The sequence below is a fragment of the Variovorax sp. Soil_C_39 genome (assembly GCF_057656815.1).
The window spans coordinates 1-14,938 of sequence record NZ_JBDGJQ010000024.1 but is presented as its reverse complement, the minus strand read 5'-3'; the positions used below and the strand labels follow the sequence as shown (position 1 = coordinate 14,938).

At 63.5% G+C, this 14,938-nt stretch carries 18 protein-coding genes and 1 pseudogene; 11 read left to right on the top strand and 8 right to left on the bottom strand.

Annotated features, from left to right (window positions below; translation table 11 throughout):
* The 6 genes and pseudogenes from AC3A6J_RS27675 to AC3A6J_RS27650 form a co-directional block, all read left to right on the top strand.
* Window positions 1-245, top strand: a pseudogene (locus tag AC3A6J_RS27675) (IS21 family transposase); the annotation flags it as partial.
* Between the two features lie 40 nt (window positions 246-285).
* A complete protein-coding gene (gene istB, locus AC3A6J_RS27670; RefSeq protein WP_487863222.1) occupies window positions 286-1,050 on the top strand; it encodes an IS21-like element helper ATPase IstB in 765 nt (254 codons plus the stop codon).
* Window positions 1,051-1,088: 38 nt separating this feature from the next.
* Entirely contained in the window at window positions 1,089-2,243 is a 1,155-nt protein-coding gene (locus AC3A6J_RS27665; RefSeq protein ID WP_487863221.1) for a metallophosphoesterase, read from the top strand.
* Window positions 2,240-3,070, top strand: coding sequence for a metallophosphoesterase (locus AC3A6J_RS27660; RefSeq protein ID WP_487863220.1), 831 nt, complete (start codon window positions 2,240-2,242; stop codon window positions 3,068-3,070). Before AC3A6J_RS27665 ends, AC3A6J_RS27660 begins: the two co-directional genes overlap by 4 nt.
* Before the next feature lie 164 nt (window positions 3,071-3,234).
* Window positions 3,235-3,543 (top strand): hypothetical protein, encoded by a 309-nt coding sequence (locus tag AC3A6J_RS27655; RefSeq protein ID WP_487863219.1) that lies wholly within the window; start codon window positions 3,235-3,237, stop codon window positions 3,541-3,543.
* On the top strand, window positions 3,540-3,866 hold the full coding sequence (locus tag AC3A6J_RS27650) for a hypothetical protein (protein WP_487863218.1): 327 nt from the start codon (window positions 3,540-3,542) through the stop codon (window positions 3,864-3,866). The genes AC3A6J_RS27655 and AC3A6J_RS27650 overlap by 4 nt, the downstream gene beginning before the upstream one ends.
* A 143-nt stretch (window positions 3,867-4,009) precedes the next feature.
* Here AC3A6J_RS27650 and AC3A6J_RS27645 read toward each other — a convergent pair whose 3' ends face one another.
* Entirely contained in the window at window positions 4,010-5,392 is a 1,383-nt protein-coding gene (locus tag AC3A6J_RS27645; RefSeq protein WP_487863217.1) for an MFS transporter, read from the bottom strand.
* Between the two features lie 20 nt (window positions 5,393-5,412).
* The gene (locus AC3A6J_RS27640) at window positions 5,413-6,165 is read right to left on the bottom strand and encodes a glucose 1-dehydrogenase (protein WP_487863216.1); all 753 of its coding nucleotides are present in this window, start codon (window positions 6,163-6,165) and stop codon (window positions 5,413-5,415) included.
* Between the two features lie 137 nt (window positions 6,166-6,302).
* On the opposite strand from AC3A6J_RS27640, the gene AC3A6J_RS27635 reads away from it, so the two are divergent.
* On the top strand, window positions 6,303-7,205 hold the full coding sequence (locus tag AC3A6J_RS27635; RefSeq protein WP_487863215.1) for an AraC family transcriptional regulator: 903 nt from the start codon (window positions 6,303-6,305) through the stop codon (window positions 7,203-7,205).
* On the opposite strand, the gene AC3A6J_RS27630 is transcribed toward AC3A6J_RS27635, so the two are convergent.
* On the bottom strand, window positions 7,206-8,132 hold the full coding sequence (locus tag AC3A6J_RS27630; RefSeq protein ID WP_487863214.1) for an AraC family transcriptional regulator: 927 nt from the start codon (window positions 8,130-8,132) through the stop codon (window positions 7,206-7,208).
* A gap of 138 nt (window positions 8,133-8,270) precedes the next feature.
* Between AC3A6J_RS27630 and AC3A6J_RS27625 the strand changes: the two genes are divergently transcribed.
* Genes AC3A6J_RS27625 through AC3A6J_RS27615 form a run of 3 tightly spaced genes read left to right on the top strand, consistent with a single transcriptional unit; the run spans window position 8,271 to window position 10,427 of the window.
* Window positions 8,271-9,023: an SDR family NAD(P)-dependent oxidoreductase gene (locus AC3A6J_RS27625; protein ID WP_487863213.1), complete on the top strand. Its 753-nt coding sequence runs from the start codon at window positions 8,271-8,273 to the stop codon at window positions 9,021-9,023.
* Between the two features lie 13 nt (window positions 9,024-9,036).
* On the top strand, window positions 9,037-9,441 hold the full coding sequence (locus tag AC3A6J_RS27620; RefSeq protein WP_487863212.1) for a VOC family protein: 405 nt from the start codon (window positions 9,037-9,039) through the stop codon (window positions 9,439-9,441).
* On the top strand, window positions 9,438-10,427 hold the full coding sequence (locus tag AC3A6J_RS27615) for a saccharopine dehydrogenase family protein (RefSeq protein ID WP_487863211.1): 990 nt from the start codon (window positions 9,438-9,440) through the stop codon (window positions 10,425-10,427). The genes AC3A6J_RS27620 and AC3A6J_RS27615 overlap by 4 nt, the downstream gene beginning before the upstream one ends.
* A gap of 272 nt (window positions 10,428-10,699) precedes the next feature.
* Here the strand turns inward: AC3A6J_RS27615 and AC3A6J_RS27610 are convergent, their stop codons facing one another.
* The 4 genes from AC3A6J_RS27610 to AC3A6J_RS27595 all read right to left on the bottom strand — a co-directional run bounded on the left by AC3A6J_RS27610 (window position 10,700) and on the right by AC3A6J_RS27595 (window position 12,457).
* Window positions 10,700-11,107, bottom strand: a complete 408-nt coding sequence (locus AC3A6J_RS27610; protein WP_487863210.1) for a hypothetical protein — start codon at window positions 11,105-11,107, stop codon at window positions 10,700-10,702.
* Window positions 11,108-11,182: 75 nt separating this feature from the next.
* Complete coding sequence (locus tag AC3A6J_RS27605; RefSeq protein ID WP_487863209.1) at window positions 11,183-11,512, bottom strand: hypothetical protein; 330 nt, start codon at window positions 11,510-11,512, stop codon at window positions 11,183-11,185.
* A 47-nt stretch (window positions 11,513-11,559) separates the two neighbouring features.
* Window positions 11,560-12,165, bottom strand: a complete 606-nt coding sequence (locus AC3A6J_RS27600) for a hypothetical protein (protein ID WP_487863208.1) — start codon at window positions 12,163-12,165, stop codon at window positions 11,560-11,562.
* Window positions 12,113-12,457 carry a PIN domain-containing protein gene (locus AC3A6J_RS27595; RefSeq protein ID WP_487863207.1) on the bottom strand — a complete coding sequence of 115 codons (345 nt, stop codon included), beginning with the start codon at window positions 12,455-12,457 and terminating at the stop codon, window positions 12,113-12,115. The genes AC3A6J_RS27600 and AC3A6J_RS27595 overlap by 53 nt, the downstream gene beginning before the upstream one ends.
* A gap of 751 nt (window positions 12,458-13,208) precedes the next feature.
* Between AC3A6J_RS27595 and AC3A6J_RS27590 the strand changes: the two genes are divergently transcribed.
* Window positions 13,209-13,523, top strand: a complete 315-nt coding sequence (locus tag AC3A6J_RS27590) for a helix-turn-helix domain-containing protein (protein WP_487863206.1) — start codon at window positions 13,209-13,211, stop codon at window positions 13,521-13,523.
* A 16-nt stretch (window positions 13,524-13,539) separates the two neighbouring features.
* Here AC3A6J_RS27590 and AC3A6J_RS27585 read toward each other — a convergent pair whose 3' ends face one another.
* Complete coding sequence (locus tag AC3A6J_RS27585) at window positions 13,540-13,890, bottom strand: type II toxin-antitoxin system RelE/ParE family toxin (RefSeq protein ID WP_487863205.1); 351 nt, start codon at window positions 13,888-13,890, stop codon at window positions 13,540-13,542.
* Window positions 13,891-14,938: the final 1,048 nt, after the last annotated feature.

Genomic DNA, 14,938 nt, shown 5'->3' with positions numbered 1-14,938 from the left:
TCGAGGAGCGTCGCCATCCCGAGCACGGCTACCGGGCATGTCTCGGGCTGCTGTCGCTGGCGCGGCGCTACGGCAAGAAGCGCCTGGAGGCGGCCAGCCTGATCGCGCTGGAACTGGGCACGGCGAAGTACGTGCATGTGAAGGCCATCCTGGTCAACGAGCGCGACAAGGCGGTCGCGAGCACGGCACCGAGTTGGACCAGTCCGCCTCACGAGCATGTGCGTGGCCCGGCGTACTACCAGTGACCACCGGACGGCATCCGGCACTCGAACCAAAGGAATTCCAATGATGATGAACACGACCCTGGATCAACTGCGTAGCCTGAAGTTGCTGGGCATGGCGGCGGGACTGCAAGACCAGCTCACCAGCGCCGGCATGACGGCCATGAGCTTCGAGGAACGCACGGCCTTGCTGGTGGAGCGCGAAGTGCACTGGCGCGGCGACAAGCGACGCGAGCGGCTCTTGAAGGAGGCGCGCCTGAAGTACCCGCAGGCGGCCATCGAGGACTTGGATGCTCGTGCCGGTCGCGGCATTGATCGCAAGGCCGTGATGAGCCTGGCGCTGAGCGACTGGATCGATTCGGGCCACAGCGTGCTGATCACGGGACCGACGGGGGCGGGCAAGTCGTGGCTTGCATGCGCGCTGGCGCAGTACGCGTGCCGGCGTGGTCGCTCCGCCTACTACCAGCGCATGCCGCGACTCGGCGAGGAACTGCGCATCCGTCACGGCAATGGGACCTTCGGAAAGTGGCTGATCCAACTGGCCAAGACCGACGTGCTGCTGCTCGACGATTGGGGCATGGCCGCGCTCGACGTTCAAGCCCGCAGCGATCTGCTGGAGATCATCGACGACCGGGCGGCCAGCAAGGCCACCATCATCACCAGTCAGCTGCCGATCGAGCACTGGCATGCATGGGTCGGAGACGCCACGATCGCGGACGCGATCCTTGATCGATTGATGCAGCAGAACCACCGACTCACCCTCACAGGTGAGTCATTGCGGCAGACCGCGAAAACGCCTCAAAAGGAGAAGAATAAAGACCCATCGTGACCGCCACTTCTACAATCTGAACGCGCAACTCAACACGCATGACGACCGGTCACGATAGAGCGGAATCGTCGGTCACGTTCGCCGGAATACGCAAAGACATCCGTACCCGGATCCTCGGCGTCACGCCGCCGAGCGGTTCCGGGGCTCCCGATTCATTCGCGCACCGGGAAGGCGAGATCCTCGCCTGGCTGCAGGCCCACGGCGCCCCCGACGAACCCTGGGTCGCGCTCGACGACGCCGAGTGGCAGTTCGACCCGCACAAGGACTGTGTGGTCTGCGGCTCTTTCCTGGGCGTCGACACCGAAGCCTGCGCCGCTTTGCGCGCCCATTCACGAAATGACTCGCCTATGAAGCTGCTGATCCTCTCCGACCTGCATCTTGAGTTCGCACCCTCCGAGCCGGTGCCCGATCTCGAGTTCGACGTCGTCATCCTCGCCGGCGACATCCATTCGCCGGCCAAGCGTGCCATCGAGTGGGCGATGTCGCGCTTTCCCGGCAAACCCGTGATCTATGTGCCCGGCAACCACGAGTACTACGACGGCCGGCTGGACACGGCGCTGGCTGATGCGCGCACCACCACCGAAGGCAGCCATGTGCACCTGCTCGACGGCGACGAGCTCGTGATCGACGGCGTGCGCTTCCTTGGCGCGACGCTCTGGACCGATTTCGCGCTCGCGATCGAGACGCCCGAGGGAACGGTCAGCGACGCCGCATGGGCCATGAAGAAGGCGACCAACCTGCTGAACGACTACGAGCTGATCCGCACGGTCGACGACACGGCCGGGCCCAACACCTGGGGGGACATACTGGGCAGGAAGCTCCAGGCGGCCGACATGCTGCAGATCCACCAGGCCCAGCGGGCCTGGCTGCAAGCCAAGCTCGCCGAACCGTTTCCCGGGTCCACGGTGGTGGTGACGCACCATGCGCCGCACCGTGGTTCGCTCTCGGCGCGCTACGCCGACGATTGGGTCTCGGGCGCGTTCGTCAGCGAGCTTCCTGACCAATTCTTCGAGGTGCCCGTGCTCTGGGTGCATGGCCACACGCATGAGAGCTTCGACTACCGGGTCCGTGCCTGCCGGGTGGTGTGCAATCCGCGCGGCTACGTGAACAGGAGCGGCCGGATCGAGAACCAGGCGTTCGATCCCGGTGTGGTCGTCGACGTGCCAGCTTCCGAGAGTGACCAGCGACCATGAGGCTGCTGATCCTCTCCGACCTGCACGCCGAGTTCGAGCCCTTCGAGGTGCCGAAGGGCCTGGACTACGACGTGGCCATTCTGGCCGGCGACATCGTGGCCCCTGGGCGCGTGGCCGCGCGCTGGCTGCGCAATCCGGCACGCTTCGGCGACAAGCCGATCGTGCAGATCGCCGGCAACCACGAGTACTACGAGTCCGTGATGGACCAGGAGCTGGCGGAGATGCGCCGGCAGGCGGAAGCGCAGGACATCCATTTCCTCGACCGCGACGAGGTCGTGATCGCAGGCGTGCGCTTCCTAGGCTGCACCCTGTGGACGGATTTCGGCGTGCGGATCGACGATCCAGGCTTTGCCGGCCAGCCGGTGCGCCAACTGTCGGACCGGCACCGGTCGATGGACGCGTGTGCGCGCTACCTGGCCGACTACGCCGCCATCCGCGTGGACGACCCGTACACCTCCAATTCGCGCGGCACGAGGCGTTTGGCGCCAATGGACACCTTGCTGGTCCATCGGCGGCACCGCGCCTGGCTGCGCCGCAAGCTCGCCGAGCCGTTCGGCGGGCCCACGGTGGTGGTGACCCATCATGCCCCGCACCGCAATTCACTTGCGCCGCGTTTCGCTGAGCACTGGGGTTCCGGTGGCTTCGTCAGCGAGATGCCGGCCGAATTCTTCGACGTGCCGGCGCTCTGGGTACATGGGCACACGCACGACAGCTTCGACTACCAGGTGGGCGGGTGCCGGGTGGTGTGCAATCCGCGGGGGTACATGAACTGGCACGGCGAGTTCGAGAACAAGGACTTCGATCCTGGCTGGGTGGTCGACCTGTGAGTGACGCCGCTCTCTCTGCCAAGGGTGAGATCCAGAGCGCCCCTATCCGGGGGGCCGAGCTCGTCGCTTTCCTGCGCGCAAGCCCGGGCGGCGAGACACGGTTGATCATCATCGAATCCGCGCGGCCCCCGGTGCGTGCACCTTCGCGTCCTGGAGGCAAGACAATGACCTCTCCCCTGGAAATGCTGCCTCCGCCCGCGGCGGCATTGCGCAAGCGGCACCTCCCAAAGGCCGACGATCCCCCGCCAGTGGCCATGGAGGAGATCGGGCGGGCGTTGAAACGCCTCGGTCTTGACGGCTTGGCCCGCCGAAACGATCTCGCTGGCGCCTATGTGGTGGAGGCCACGGCCACACAGATCCAAGAACTGGCCGCCACGCCGGGGGTTCAGGCCATCCGGCCGAATCGGCAGCATCGCAATGTAGGCAAATCTGACATCTTGGGCCCCGAGGTCCTGGAGCACAAGAAATCATGACCTTTGAACCGAACATCCGCTACAAGCACACGGGCAGCTGGGTGCCGGACTTCCTCTTCACAGAACACCTCGACCACGAGGCCAAGGTCCTCACGATCACGGCCTGTGACTTCGACAGCGCAGCTTTTGGCGACATGATCGTGCGGCACCCGGACGTCATCGCTTTCGAAGATGAAGCCGCCACCTCCTACTCCCCACCACCGGCATGGTCCGTCGTTGCCGTGATCGGGGGCACGAAGTTCTCCGCGCGCGTGGTGCGCCAGCGGCTTTACCGCAAGCCCGGCGGGGTCAGGGTGACTGTGCTACTCACCCCGATCTGCTGACCGGCAGCTGTGGGCCCAAAGCGGCTGTACGATTTGTGCCAAAGCGGTCGCTCAGAAACTGTCCAGTCGTTGTCAGGCATTGCGGAAACCGCCGTCGAGCTGTGACAGTTTCCGTCAAGTGGCGCCACTCAACTAAAGATCGATCAATCGCGAAAAGCACGCCAAGCGATGACGGCCGCGACGAGCGCAAGGAGGGCACCGCCTGCGAAGGCAGCCGGCAAGCCTGAAACATACTGGCCGGGCACGGCGGCCAATGCGTAGATCGATGTGATCACCGCAATTCCCAGCGCGCCGCCGATCTGCTGGTCCATCTGCAGCAGCCCCGACGCAGCGCCGGCATGCGCGTCGGGCACGCCGTGCATGACCGCCACGGTCCCTGGCGCGAAGACGAGAGCGATGCCCATGGCATGCACGACCATGGGGATCAGCACGCCCGGGAAGTAAGCGCTGTGCTCACCGAGCAACACAAACCCCAGCAGGCTGACAGCGACCAGCACACTGCCCGTGACGAGCAACACGCGCATGCCGAAACGGCGGATCAATCTCGGAACGAATTGACTGATCGCGAACACGGTGGCGGTCAGCGGCATGTAGGCGAGCCCGGCGACGAGCGGGGTATAGCCCAGGATGCGTTGCAAGTACTGCACGAGGATGAACAACACCGCGAAGTGCACGCCGACGATCAAGGCCATCACCGCCAGCCCGCCAAGTCGGGATCGATCCTGCAGCAGGTGCAGGTCGAGCAACGGCTCCTTGTGCCGTTTTTCCGTCCGCACGAACACGCCGAACAGGATCACCGCTGCCGAGAAGGAAAGCATCGTGCCGGCGGAGGCCCAACTGTTCTCCGCCGCGCTGATGAAGCCGTACACCAGCGCCACCGAGCCCAGCGTGGCGGTCAAGGCACCGACCACATCCAGACGCGCCGGCTTCGGATGGGTCTCGGCGACCAGCCGACCCACGGCCATCACCACCACCGCGCCGACCGGCACGTTGATCAGCAGTGACCAGCGCCACGTCAGGTATTCGGTCAGCATGCCGCCCAGAATCAAACCGGCGGAGGCGCCAATGGTGGAGACCGCGATGAACAGAGACATGCCGCGCGCCTGTTCCGTCGCGTCGCGTGCCATCACCATCACCAGGGCAAGGACGCTCGGGCCTGCCAGCGCGGCACCGACCCCTTGCAACACGCGTGCGGCCACCAGCATGCCCGGCGTCTGGGCGAGGCCGCCCAGCAGCGAGGCCAGCACGAACACGACCAGCCCCGCGCGAAAGGCGCGCACCTGACCGATCATGTCGCCAAGCCTACCACCCAGCATGAGCAGGCCGCCGAACGCCAGACCGAACGCGTTGAGGACCCAGGTCAAGGCAGCCGGGTTGAAGCCCAGATCCTGCTGTATGCGAGGCAATGCGATGACGACGATCAGCAGGTCCATCGCGAACATGCACTGCGCTGCAAGAACGATGAACAACGCGAGCGCGCGTCGCCCCGATGCGGGGGCGACGCTCCCCAGGGTCAAACTTGCCATGTCGAATTTTTCGAAGACAGTCAGTAGCCGACGCCGCGCACGCCACCGGCGGCCCGGATCGATTCGCCTGTGACCCAATGCGCGTCCTGCGACGCCAGAAACACGGCGACGGGCGCGATGTCTTCCGGCTCGCCGAACCGACCGAGCGGCGTCCCGGCAATCAGCTTCACGCCGAACTCGCCAGCGAAATTGCCGTCGGTGGCCGGCGTGTTGGTATGCCCCGGCAAGATCGAGTTCACCCGGATTCCACGCGGCCCGAGTTCGCGAGCGAGCGCGAATGTCATCGTGTCGACGGCGCCTTTGGTCGCCGCGTACACGCTTGAGGCCAGATAGGGATCGGTGCTCAGGATCGAGCTGATGTTGATGATGCTGCCGCCGTCATCACCGAAGTGCTTCACTGCTTCGCGGATCGCCAGGAAGTACCCCAGCACATTGACGTTGAACTGCTTGTGAAATGCTTCCTCGGTCAGGTCGGCGACCATCTCGAACACCGCGAGGCCGGCATTGTTCACCAGCACGTCGAGCTTGCCGTGATCGGCCTTCACGGTGTCGAACAGGCGGCCGACATCGGCCGTCTTGCTCATGTCCGCCTGCACGGCGACGGCCTTGCCGCCCGCCGCCTCAATCGCGCTGACGACGGCGTCTGCGCCCTTCTGGCTGGCGGCGTAGTTCACGACCACGGTGGCGCCTTCCGCGGCCAGTGCCTTGGCAATCCCGGCGCCGATGCCACTCGATGCGCCGGTGACGATTGCGATTTTTCCTTCTAGCTTCATGGGTGTCTTTCCAGGTTGAGTACTGCGTCCAATATTCGATCAACCCGGCTGCGAGGGGGTGCCGGTTCTTCTCCCATGCTTGCCTATTCTTCTCGCATCGCTTGCTTCGCCCCTCTGCGTGCCCCATCATCGACCGCATGGCTACAGCTCTGGATGAACTGCGCCGCATCGTGATGCGGGCGGGAAACAAGTGGACCGACATCGGCGTGCCCCGCGTGGCGATGGTCTGCGCGGAGGCCTGCGCCGATCAGGTCTATCAACCCATGCTGCATTTCGTTGTGCAGGGTTCGAAGACCTTGTCCATCGGCGACCGGGTGCTGAACTACGAAGCCGGCACCTATTTCGTCGTGCCCGTGGACGTCCCTGCCACCGGCCAGATTTACCCTGGCGGGCCGGGGTTGCCGTACCTCGCCATCAGCTTGACCCTCGATCCGGCGGTCATCGCCAGCTTGCTCGTCGACAAGCTTGAAGCAGACGAGCCGAATAAGGTGTGCTTCTTTTCAGTGCCGGCGCCTTCCGAGATGATGGACGCGTGGCTGCGCATGATGCGGCTCGTCGATCGTCCTCACGAGGTCGCGATGCTGGCACCCATGATCGAGCGAGAGATTCTTTTTCGCGCTTTGCAGGGACCGCTGGGCGGCTTGCTGCGGGAAATCGCGCGACCCGATGGTCGGCTGCCCCGGATTCGCCGCACCATCCACTGGATTCGCGACCACTACACCGAACCGTTTCGTGTGGAGCAGCTCGCGGCGATGGCCGACATGAGCGTGCCGGCGTTCTATCGCCACTTCAAGGCCATCACCGCGATGGCGCCGATTCAGTACCAGAAGCGGCTGCGACTGCTCCGGGCCAGGTGGCTCTTGCTGTTCGAGCCACGCGACGCAGCATCGATTGCGTTTTCAGTCGGCTATGAAAGTGCTTCGCAATTCAGCCGCGAATACGCGCGCCTGTTTGGAATGCCGCCGGCCCGGGATGTGGCGCGGTTCAAGGCACCGGCCGCCTCTCGGCGCGCGACGGCGGACGTCGACGCACTCGTCTGACTAGATCGCAGCGGCAGTCTGCCGCTGACCCACGTTGTCGACCGGCGGCCGGTACTTCGCCAGGATCTGCTCCGAGTCGCGTCCCGGTGGCAGGCCGAACGCACGTGCGTATTCGCGGCTGAACTGGGTCGCGCTCTCATAGCCCACCTCGAAGGCGGCCGCGGTCACGCTCTTGCCGCCGACGACCAGCAGCGTGCGGGCCTGCAGCAAGCGGACCCGTTTCTGGTATTGCAGCGGGCTCAGTGCCGTCACCGCTTTGAAATGCCGGTGAAACGCCGACTCGCTCATCGCCGCCTTCTGTGCCAGAGCTTCGACCCGCAGCGGTTCGGCGAAGTCGCGCCGGATCCACTGGATCGCCAGGCTGACCCGTGCGATGGCGCTGTCGGGCGTGGCGATGTCGCGCAGCATCTGCCCGTGCGGCCCCTGCAGCACCCGGTAGAGGATCTCGCGTTCGTAAGCAGGCGCCAGTGCCGGAATGTCCGCGGGACGTTCCATCAAGCGCAGCATGCGGACCCATGCGTCCATCAGATCGGGCGTCACTGCGGACACCGAGAACCCGGTTTCGGCTTTCTCGCTGTGAGCGACTTTAGGCAAATCCGCGATCAGTTCGGCCACCACCGTCGGCTGGAGGGTCAAGGCCACCGCCAGGTAGGGCTCGCCGGTCGCTGCAGGCCACACGGTGCCGACCGCAGGCAGGTCGATGGACATCACGAAATAGTTCGCCGGACAGTAGTGCAGCGTGCGGTCGCCGACGGTCATGGATTTGCTGCCCTGAAGAATCAGGTTAACCATCGGGTCGTAGACGGCGCTCAGCTCGTGCTCGGGGATCTTGCCCTGCACCATCGCGACACGCGGAATGCCAGTCTCGGTCAGACGGTTCCTTGCTTTCGACGCCAAGGTCCGAAGCTCTCTGAGTTGTTCTTCCATGGGGCTATATCAGATCGCAATGTGAGGCGCGCTGCAACCACCGAAGCAGGAATAGGCAGGTTTGCGGCAGGAACGGGCAGGCCTGCAGCAGGCTCACGACCTATCGTTCATGCACCACTTACCCAACGGAAAGAACACATGAACATCGTCATCATCACCGGCGCAAGCCGAGGTCTCGGGGCCAGCACCGCCGTCCAGGCAGCCCAGCGCGGCATGGGCGTCATCGTCACCTACAACAGCCACGCGGCAGGCGCCGAGCAAGTCGTTCGCGACATCGAAGCGGCTGGCGGCAAGGCCGTGGCGCTGCCGCTCGATGTCGGCCAGGTCGCATCCTTCGCCGGCTTTCGCGAGAAGGTCGCCGCAGCGCTCAAGTCGACCTGGAGCCGGGACAGCTTCGACGCGCTGGTCAACAACGCGGGCTATGGCCTCTTCAACCCGATCGAGACCGTCAGCGAAGCCGAGTTCGACGGCCTGTTGAATGTGCACTTGAAGGGGCCGTTCTTCCTGACCCAGGCGCTGCTGCCGCTGATGGCCGATGGCGGCCACATCGTCAACATGACCAGCGCGACGACCCGCGTAGCGACGCCAGGTGCCGCGCCTTATGCGGCATTCAAGGGTGGGCTGGAAGTGCTGACGCGCTACATGGCCAGGGAGTTCGGTGCGCGCGGCATCCGGGCGAATTCGATCTCGCCGGGCGCGATCCGCACCGACATGACCAGCGGCGCGTTCGACCAGAGCCCCGAATTCGTCACGATGCTGGCCGGACAAACCGCGCTCGGTCGGATCGGTGCGCCCGACGATGTCGGCCGCGTGATCGCCAGCCTGCTGTCTGCGGACAGTGGCTGGATCAATGCGCAGAACATCGAAGTCGCTGGTGGCTACAACATCTGAGTTAGAAGTCACCATGCTCGATCACATCTTCCTCACGGTAAGCGACTTCGATCGCTCGATTGCGTTCTACACGGCGGCACTGGCACCCCTCGGGATCACCCGCCAACACGACTATGCCGGCAAGGACGGCCCGCCTGGGCATCCCGATCTCAAGGGCTTCGGCGCCAACGGACGGGTGTTCTTCTGGCTGCAAAACGGTGTCGTCGAAGGGCGTGCGGCGCACGTCGGATTCGTCGCGACAGACGCTGCCGCGGTCGACGCGGCCTACGCCGCCGCCATGGCGGCAGGTGCCGTCAACAAGGGCGCACCCGGCGCACGCCTGCACTACGACCCGCGCTACTACGCCGCCAATGTGCTGGACCCGGACGGCTACAGCCTCGAGTTCGTCTACAAGAGTTGGCAGAAGGCGCAACCATGAGCCGTCTTCTCATCTACGGCGCGAACGGCTACACCGGCAGCATGGTCGCCCGGCAGGCCAAGGTAGCGAGTCTGGACTTCGCCATCGCTGGAAGAAATGCGGCCCGATTGGCAGCGCTTGCCGAGGAACTGGATGTGCCGTATCGAGCCTTCGGGCTCGACGACACGGCCACCGTGCGCGAAGCGTTGAACGGCATCACTGTCGTACTCAACTGTGCCGGGCCCTTCGCCCAAACAGCGGAGCCGCTGATGCGGGCTTGCATCGATTCGGGCGCGCACTACCTCGACATCACGGCGGAGATCAATGTCTATCGCCTGGCGGAGCAACTCAGCGAGGAAGCGGCAGAAACCGACGTGATGCTGATGCCCGGCGTGGGTTGGGATGTCGTGCCGACCGACTGTCTGGCCGTGCAGGTCTCACATCGCGTCGCCAACCCGGTGTCGCTGAGGATCGCATTGCAGGTGGCGGGCTCAATGTCGCGCGGCTCGGCCGTCAGTGCCGGCGAGATCGTCGGAGCCGGGTTGATGGCACGGCTCGACGGCATGCTGGTTGCAACGCCGGACGCTCAGCCCGCGCAGTTCGACTTCGGCGACGGGCCCGTCGTTTGCGCGCCGTTGTCGTTCGGCGACCTGGTCACGGCATGGCATTCCACGCGCATACCCAACATTGCCATGTTCGTGAACGTGACGGGCGCTGCGTTTCCGGGCGGCGATTTATCCAAGCTCGCGGACGGCCCCAGCCGCGAAGAGCGCGACGGCCAAAGGGCTCGCGCCGTGGTGGAGGTCACGGGCGCCGATGGTTCTGTTGCGCGATCGGTGATCGACACGGTGAACGGCTATACCTACACGCCTCTCGCGGCTGTGGAGGCCGCCAAGCGTGTACTCAGGGGTGAAAAGCGGGGGGGATTCAATACTCCGGCGCGCCTGTTCGGCGCTGGCTTTGCAGAGAGCATCCCAGGCACCGCCATTTACGATCAATCGGCATGAAGAAGGTCGGCTAATGAAGTCGAGGCATCCCTGCTCGGCGCGTCGTCGCGCCTTCGGAGCGATACCTGTGTTTTAAACCGGAAGCGTCAAAGAAGGACTGCTCTGGCCGGTCCGGAACGCTTTCGAACTCGAGGCACGGAGCGAATGTCGGCTCCTGGCCGAATGCCGTCACAGCTTCAGGTAGCGCGCGAGCAAAAGGAGATCCAGTGCGCCGCCCGCAGCGAACGAGATGAGGGGCCCGGTGTCTGGAAGGACAGCTGAGATGCGGCGCCTCACGACTCGCTCCCCGCCGCCTTGAGAACTTCAGCGAGTTGAGCGGCCATTGCTTCGCGCTGCGCCAACGGGACCAACGGGCGGGGCAGCCCTGCCTCGTTCAGCAGCCTGATGAGCACGCCGTAGTCGTCAATCGCCAATTCCTGCATCGTGGCCAGCCTCGGCTTTCGTCCCATTGAGTAATCCACGAGAGCCTGGGCCACTCCTGAACTGCCACTCATGGCGACGGCGCCGTCAGTGGCTACCACGTGTTCCAGCGCTTGGCGAACCAGAGCGTTGACGGACGTGTTTTGCTTGGCCGCCATGACCTTGGCCGCGGTTAGAAGTGCATCGTCGAAAGAGAACGTGATGTTCATTTCGGACATCATGTCGTGAACACATGAATGTGTGTAGATCTGCGTTGCCATTTGGCAGCAGTCCTAGGGGTGACGTCGACTGCCGGCTGTTGGCGCCCGAAGCGCTCTCCTGGCATCGTAGTCCAGCTAGAAAAGGTCCGGCTGCGGAGGGGAGGGAGGCAGTGGCTTCACCTCACCGGGCTCTTGCACCACGGCTGGCTTCACCTTCTTTGCCCGTGGCGGCAGCGGCGCCGGGAACGTCTCCATCTGGCCCATCCATTGCCGAAAGAACTTCGGCGCCTCTGGCACCGGGCACGTGAGCCAGTCGTCGTTGCCCGAGCCGTCCTCGGCGAGCCGGATGAACGGCGCCACGTTGGTCGGGAAGGCAATGATCGGTGCCTCGTTGCCTTCCCGCACCACCCCAAAGAACGAAAGCAGGCGGTCGGCGCGCGTGACGGCTTCGTAGTTGCTGCACATGTCGAGAGGATAGGGTGCGACCAGGCAGCTGGCTACTCGCCCCAGCGTCAGAAATGCCCCAGGTAGTGGCCTGAAGCCGTGTTGGGGTCGTAGGGGATTCTGCGTGTCGGGCGATTGCTGAGGATCTTCGCGACCTTCAGCGCCTCGGCCGTGCTTTCAAGCTCGCCACGCTGCCGTGCCCCGCTGCGCGCGGCGGCCGGCGTGCCGATGTCCACGTCGGCGAAGCTGCAGTTGCTGATTGCGACAGGCCGGCACCACCAGGTCTGAGGGTAGCGGTCGGACTGGATGTTCTTCATGGCCCTGCCGCGCGGCACGACCTCAGTGCCGTTGATCAAGATGCCACCGCGGATCTTGCGGATGTGCGCGCGATCGAGCACGGGGATGACGTAGGTCTCCCCGTCGTCGCGCAGCAGCATGGCGGCCCAAATACCACGCCCCTGGCTACCAGGGCGCTCCGGATAGACCAGGTCCCCGATCGCGCGTGTGTGCTTCACCGCCTCTTCCGAAGGCAGCTTGGCGGCATCTCGGTACATGGCCATGGACAGGTTCACATCGGTTTGCTTCTCCTCGATCTTCCAGACCCGCACCCTATCGTTTCGGTCATAGGGCACGCCAGGCCGAACGGCCGGCAGGAGTGCGCCGTCCTTGTCCATGCTGTGGGTCCCAAGGGTGATCGCGAAACGATCCGGGTAGAGCGTCAGGAGTCAGGAGGGCCCGGTGGTAGTTCTGCTGCGCAGTGATCGACGCCTCCCCATGCGAAGCGAAGCGGGCAAGGGCATGAGCGCTGAAGAACCTGACCATCTGAACGGGTGGCACGCCGTCCTGGATCCTGAGCACATCGTCGAACAGCCGCACCAGGTCGAGCCACTTGTACGCTGTGCCTCGCAGCCGGCCGTAATAGAGGTTGTAGCCGTCGATGTAGACGGCGGTTTTCTTGTTCTCCACGAGCGGGTCCTGGAAAGCGAGCGGGCATGAAAAAACCGCCCGGAGGCGGTCTTTTCGGCCAATGCCGGGAGCCAACTTAATGACGCGGCAGAGGAGGGGTGGTAGGCAATATTTTGCCACAAAACCCGGTACCTGGCTATCGGCGCGCCGGTACCGGGGCATCGGTTCTCCGGTAGCCGGTGGTGACAGGCGACCAACGAGGGCCTGGCGCATAACCTTGGGGTGCAGCCTTCGGCCAGGAACTGGGCTCCTCGAGGAACGGAAAACCGGCTTTGAGGGCGCGCGGTTGATGCTGCAGGGGATCGGGATGTTGTGCCCCGCGGCGATGGCCTGGTGGTGATCGAAGGCTGACGATCGACGGCCTGGTGGCGGACGGCGCTTCGCTTGCTGCCGCGTGAGGCAGGCGCCGGCTGCACGCCGGCGAATACCTTCCCCCCAGGACTTTCCTCGAGGGACCCTGAGCTTGGCGTGACTTCCGTTCACCTGTCGCACTGACTCCTTCCCCCGATGCTCCAGTAGTGCGCTCCTATGCACGTGCTGCGGGCTCTGGTTGCGGTACAGCAGCTTCTCATGGGAGCGACAACTCTAGCGACATCCCTAGCGACAACTCTGTGCCGCTACGTTGATGTTGACGTTTTATATCCGCAGTGATATACTTAGCTTCTTATTGACGGCTTCGTCAATTAGCTTAGGAACATCGGTACCCTCGCGGCTACCGTCATTTACCCTCACTTTACCAGTACCACTTTCCATGACCCGCGCTAGTTTGTTCGAGCTAAGCACTCAAGATCCCGTTGAGTTGAATTCGCTCATCCTAAAATCCAAGCTGGCTGCGATCATCGGAGTTTTGGTGTCCAAAAATGGTTGGAACCAAAAGAAGGTGGCGGAAGAACTGCAGACAAGTCAGCCGCGTGTGAGCAACTTGTTGAGTGGGAAGTTAGCCAAGTTCTCGGTGGATTTCCTCTTGGAAGGCCTCTGTAGGCTGGGCTACAAATTCGACATCGATTTCGATCCACGGGACATGGACGAGCCGATGCAGATCACAGTAAAAAAGGCAGTGCTGTGAACACTGCCTTTTTGGCTTAGCAGAACTGAGCTTCGTCTAGGGCCTTGAGCCTTGTTTCGATTGTCTTCAAATTCTTCTTGTCTCGACCTTGGGCGGTCTTTGCGAACGAGTGAACAACGACGATTGCTTCGTCAGTCACTAGGTACACACAACGGTAAGCTGGGCTCCCGTTCACCTTCAACTCCACAACTTTGCCTGGTAGGGTGTCGGTTGGGATTGTCGGGTGCAGTCCGTATGCAATCACATTTTCTAGCTGGAGGGTGAATGCATGGCGGGGGTCGCGTGGCAGCTCTTGGAAAGCTTTCAGCGACTGCTTGTTGATGAACTTGACTGGTTTAACTTCGGGCGGGGCCTTCTTTTTCTTCATCTTTGAATCTTTCATGTTTTAGGTTGATTATCTTTACCATTGTTTTCTCCTGAGTTAAAGATTTGAGCGAGCCAATCTCGCCCACGCGGAATATATACCATAAGATATAAACTGTCAATAAGATGGGGGCGACGGAGGTTCGTCAAATCTTTCTGAGGTTTTGTGCGGCGCACAAAATAAGCTTCCCAGCCAGGTAAAAATCACCCCTACGGCGGACCTCGAAGGGGTCAGGGCTTTCCTGCGGGCTCCGCTGGAGCCGGGCCTGTGCGACCGTCGCACACCACCACCTAGGGGGTCCCTGCCAGCGACCCGAGGTGGGGACCCTCCCCCGCGTGTTGCACGGTGCAACACTCGCCCCGATGAGGCCGGGGCGGGGCCTCCTAAGGAGGGTAGATGTGGTGGGGGGACGACGCCTAGGCTTGGCCCGCCAGGCGCGCGGGTAGCGCGCCGGCATCGCGCGCATGACTGTGAAGGGAGCCAGCCGAAGATCCACGAGTGATTTACCGTAAATCACGCCGCTGTGCGACGGTCGCACACCCCTGATTGCGTAGCCCGGTTCGGGCACTGTGCGACCGTCGCACACCGCCACGTAGGGGCCCTGCCAGCGATCCGAGGTGGTGATCCTCCCCCGCGTGTTGCACGGTGCAACACTCGCCCCGATGAGGCCGGGGCGGGGGCCCGCGTGTTGCACGGTGCAACACTCGCCCCCTATGCAGCAGGTGTGATGCGCTCGGGGCCAGTTCTCATTTGGCCGCCTCTCCTGTGGAAAAGTGCCCCCTTAGGGGGCCCGGCCCTATCGCTTGTCGATGAACTCCTGGTCAATCTCGACCAAGCCCAGGACTGCCAATTGATCAACTTGCCTAAATTGTTCAATCTGGCGAACGCGGCGTACGATGACCCTATGAGTGCCATCCGAGAAATCACCGCCTCCGACGCCAAAAGCAGGCTCGGCGAGCTTCTAGCGTCCTTGCCTGTTGATTTCCATCCAGAAGTGACCCACTAATCCCGGCGATTTCCATCCAAATCTGACCCACGTAAGAACCCTAAC

Bases quoted from the DNA above. Each gene is read 5' to 3' on its own strand.
- AC3A6J_RS27655 (WP_487863219.1), top strand. From the start codon at position 3,235: ATGACCTCTCCCCTGGAAATGCTGCCTCCGCCCGCGGCGGCATTGCGC.
- AC3A6J_RS27620 (WP_487863212.1), top strand. From the start codon at position 9,037: ATGCTCGATCACATCTTCCTCACGGTAAGCGACTTCGATCGCTCGATT.
- AC3A6J_RS27605 (WP_487863209.1), bottom strand. From the start codon at position 11,512: ATGTGCAGCAACTACGAAGCCGTCACGCGCGCCGACCGCCTGCTTTCG.
- AC3A6J_RS27625 (WP_487863213.1), top strand. From the start codon at position 8,271: ATGAACATCGTCATCATCACCGGCGCAAGCCGAGGTCTCGGGGCCAGC.
- AC3A6J_RS27645 (WP_487863217.1), bottom strand. From the start codon at position 5,392: ATGGCAAGTTTGACCCTGGGGAGCGTCGCCCCCGCATCGGGGCGACGC.
- AC3A6J_RS27630 (WP_487863214.1), bottom strand. From the start codon at position 8,132: ATGGAAGAACAACTCAGAGAGCTTCGGACCTTGGCGTCGAAAGCAAGG.
- AC3A6J_RS27585 (WP_487863205.1), bottom strand. From the start codon at position 13,890: ATGAAGAAAAAGAAGGCCCCGCCCGAAGTTAAACCAGTCAAGTTCATC.
- AC3A6J_RS27635 (WP_487863215.1), top strand. From the start codon at position 6,303: ATGGCTACAGCTCTGGATGAACTGCGCCGCATCGTGATGCGGGCGGGA.
- AC3A6J_RS27590 (WP_487863206.1), top strand. From the start codon at position 13,209: ATGACCCGCGCTAGTTTGTTCGAGCTAAGCACTCAAGATCCCGTTGAG.
- AC3A6J_RS27665 (WP_487863221.1), top strand. From the start codon at position 1,089: ATGACGACCGGTCACGATAGAGCGGAATCGTCGGTCACGTTCGCCGGA.
- AC3A6J_RS27640 (WP_487863216.1), bottom strand. From the start codon at position 6,165: ATGAAGCTAGAAGGAAAAATCGCAATCGTCACCGGCGCATCGAGTGGC.
- AC3A6J_RS27600 (WP_487863208.1), bottom strand. From the start codon at position 12,165: ATGGACAAGGACGGCGCACTCCTGCCGGCCGTTCGGCCTGGCGTGCCC.
- AC3A6J_RS27610 (WP_487863210.1), bottom strand. From the start codon at position 11,107: ATGGCAACGCAGATCTACACACATTCATGTGTTCACGACATGATGTCC.
- AC3A6J_RS27650 (WP_487863218.1), top strand. From the start codon at position 3,540: ATGACCTTTGAACCGAACATCCGCTACAAGCACACGGGCAGCTGGGTG.
- AC3A6J_RS27660 (WP_487863220.1), top strand. From the start codon at position 2,240: ATGAGGCTGCTGATCCTCTCCGACCTGCACGCCGAGTTCGAGCCCTTC.
- istB (WP_487863222.1), top strand. From the start codon at position 286: ATGATGATGAACACGACCCTGGATCAACTGCGTAGCCTGAAGTTGCTG.
- AC3A6J_RS27615 (WP_487863211.1), top strand. From the start codon at position 9,438: ATGAGCCGTCTTCTCATCTACGGCGCGAACGGCTACACCGGCAGCATG.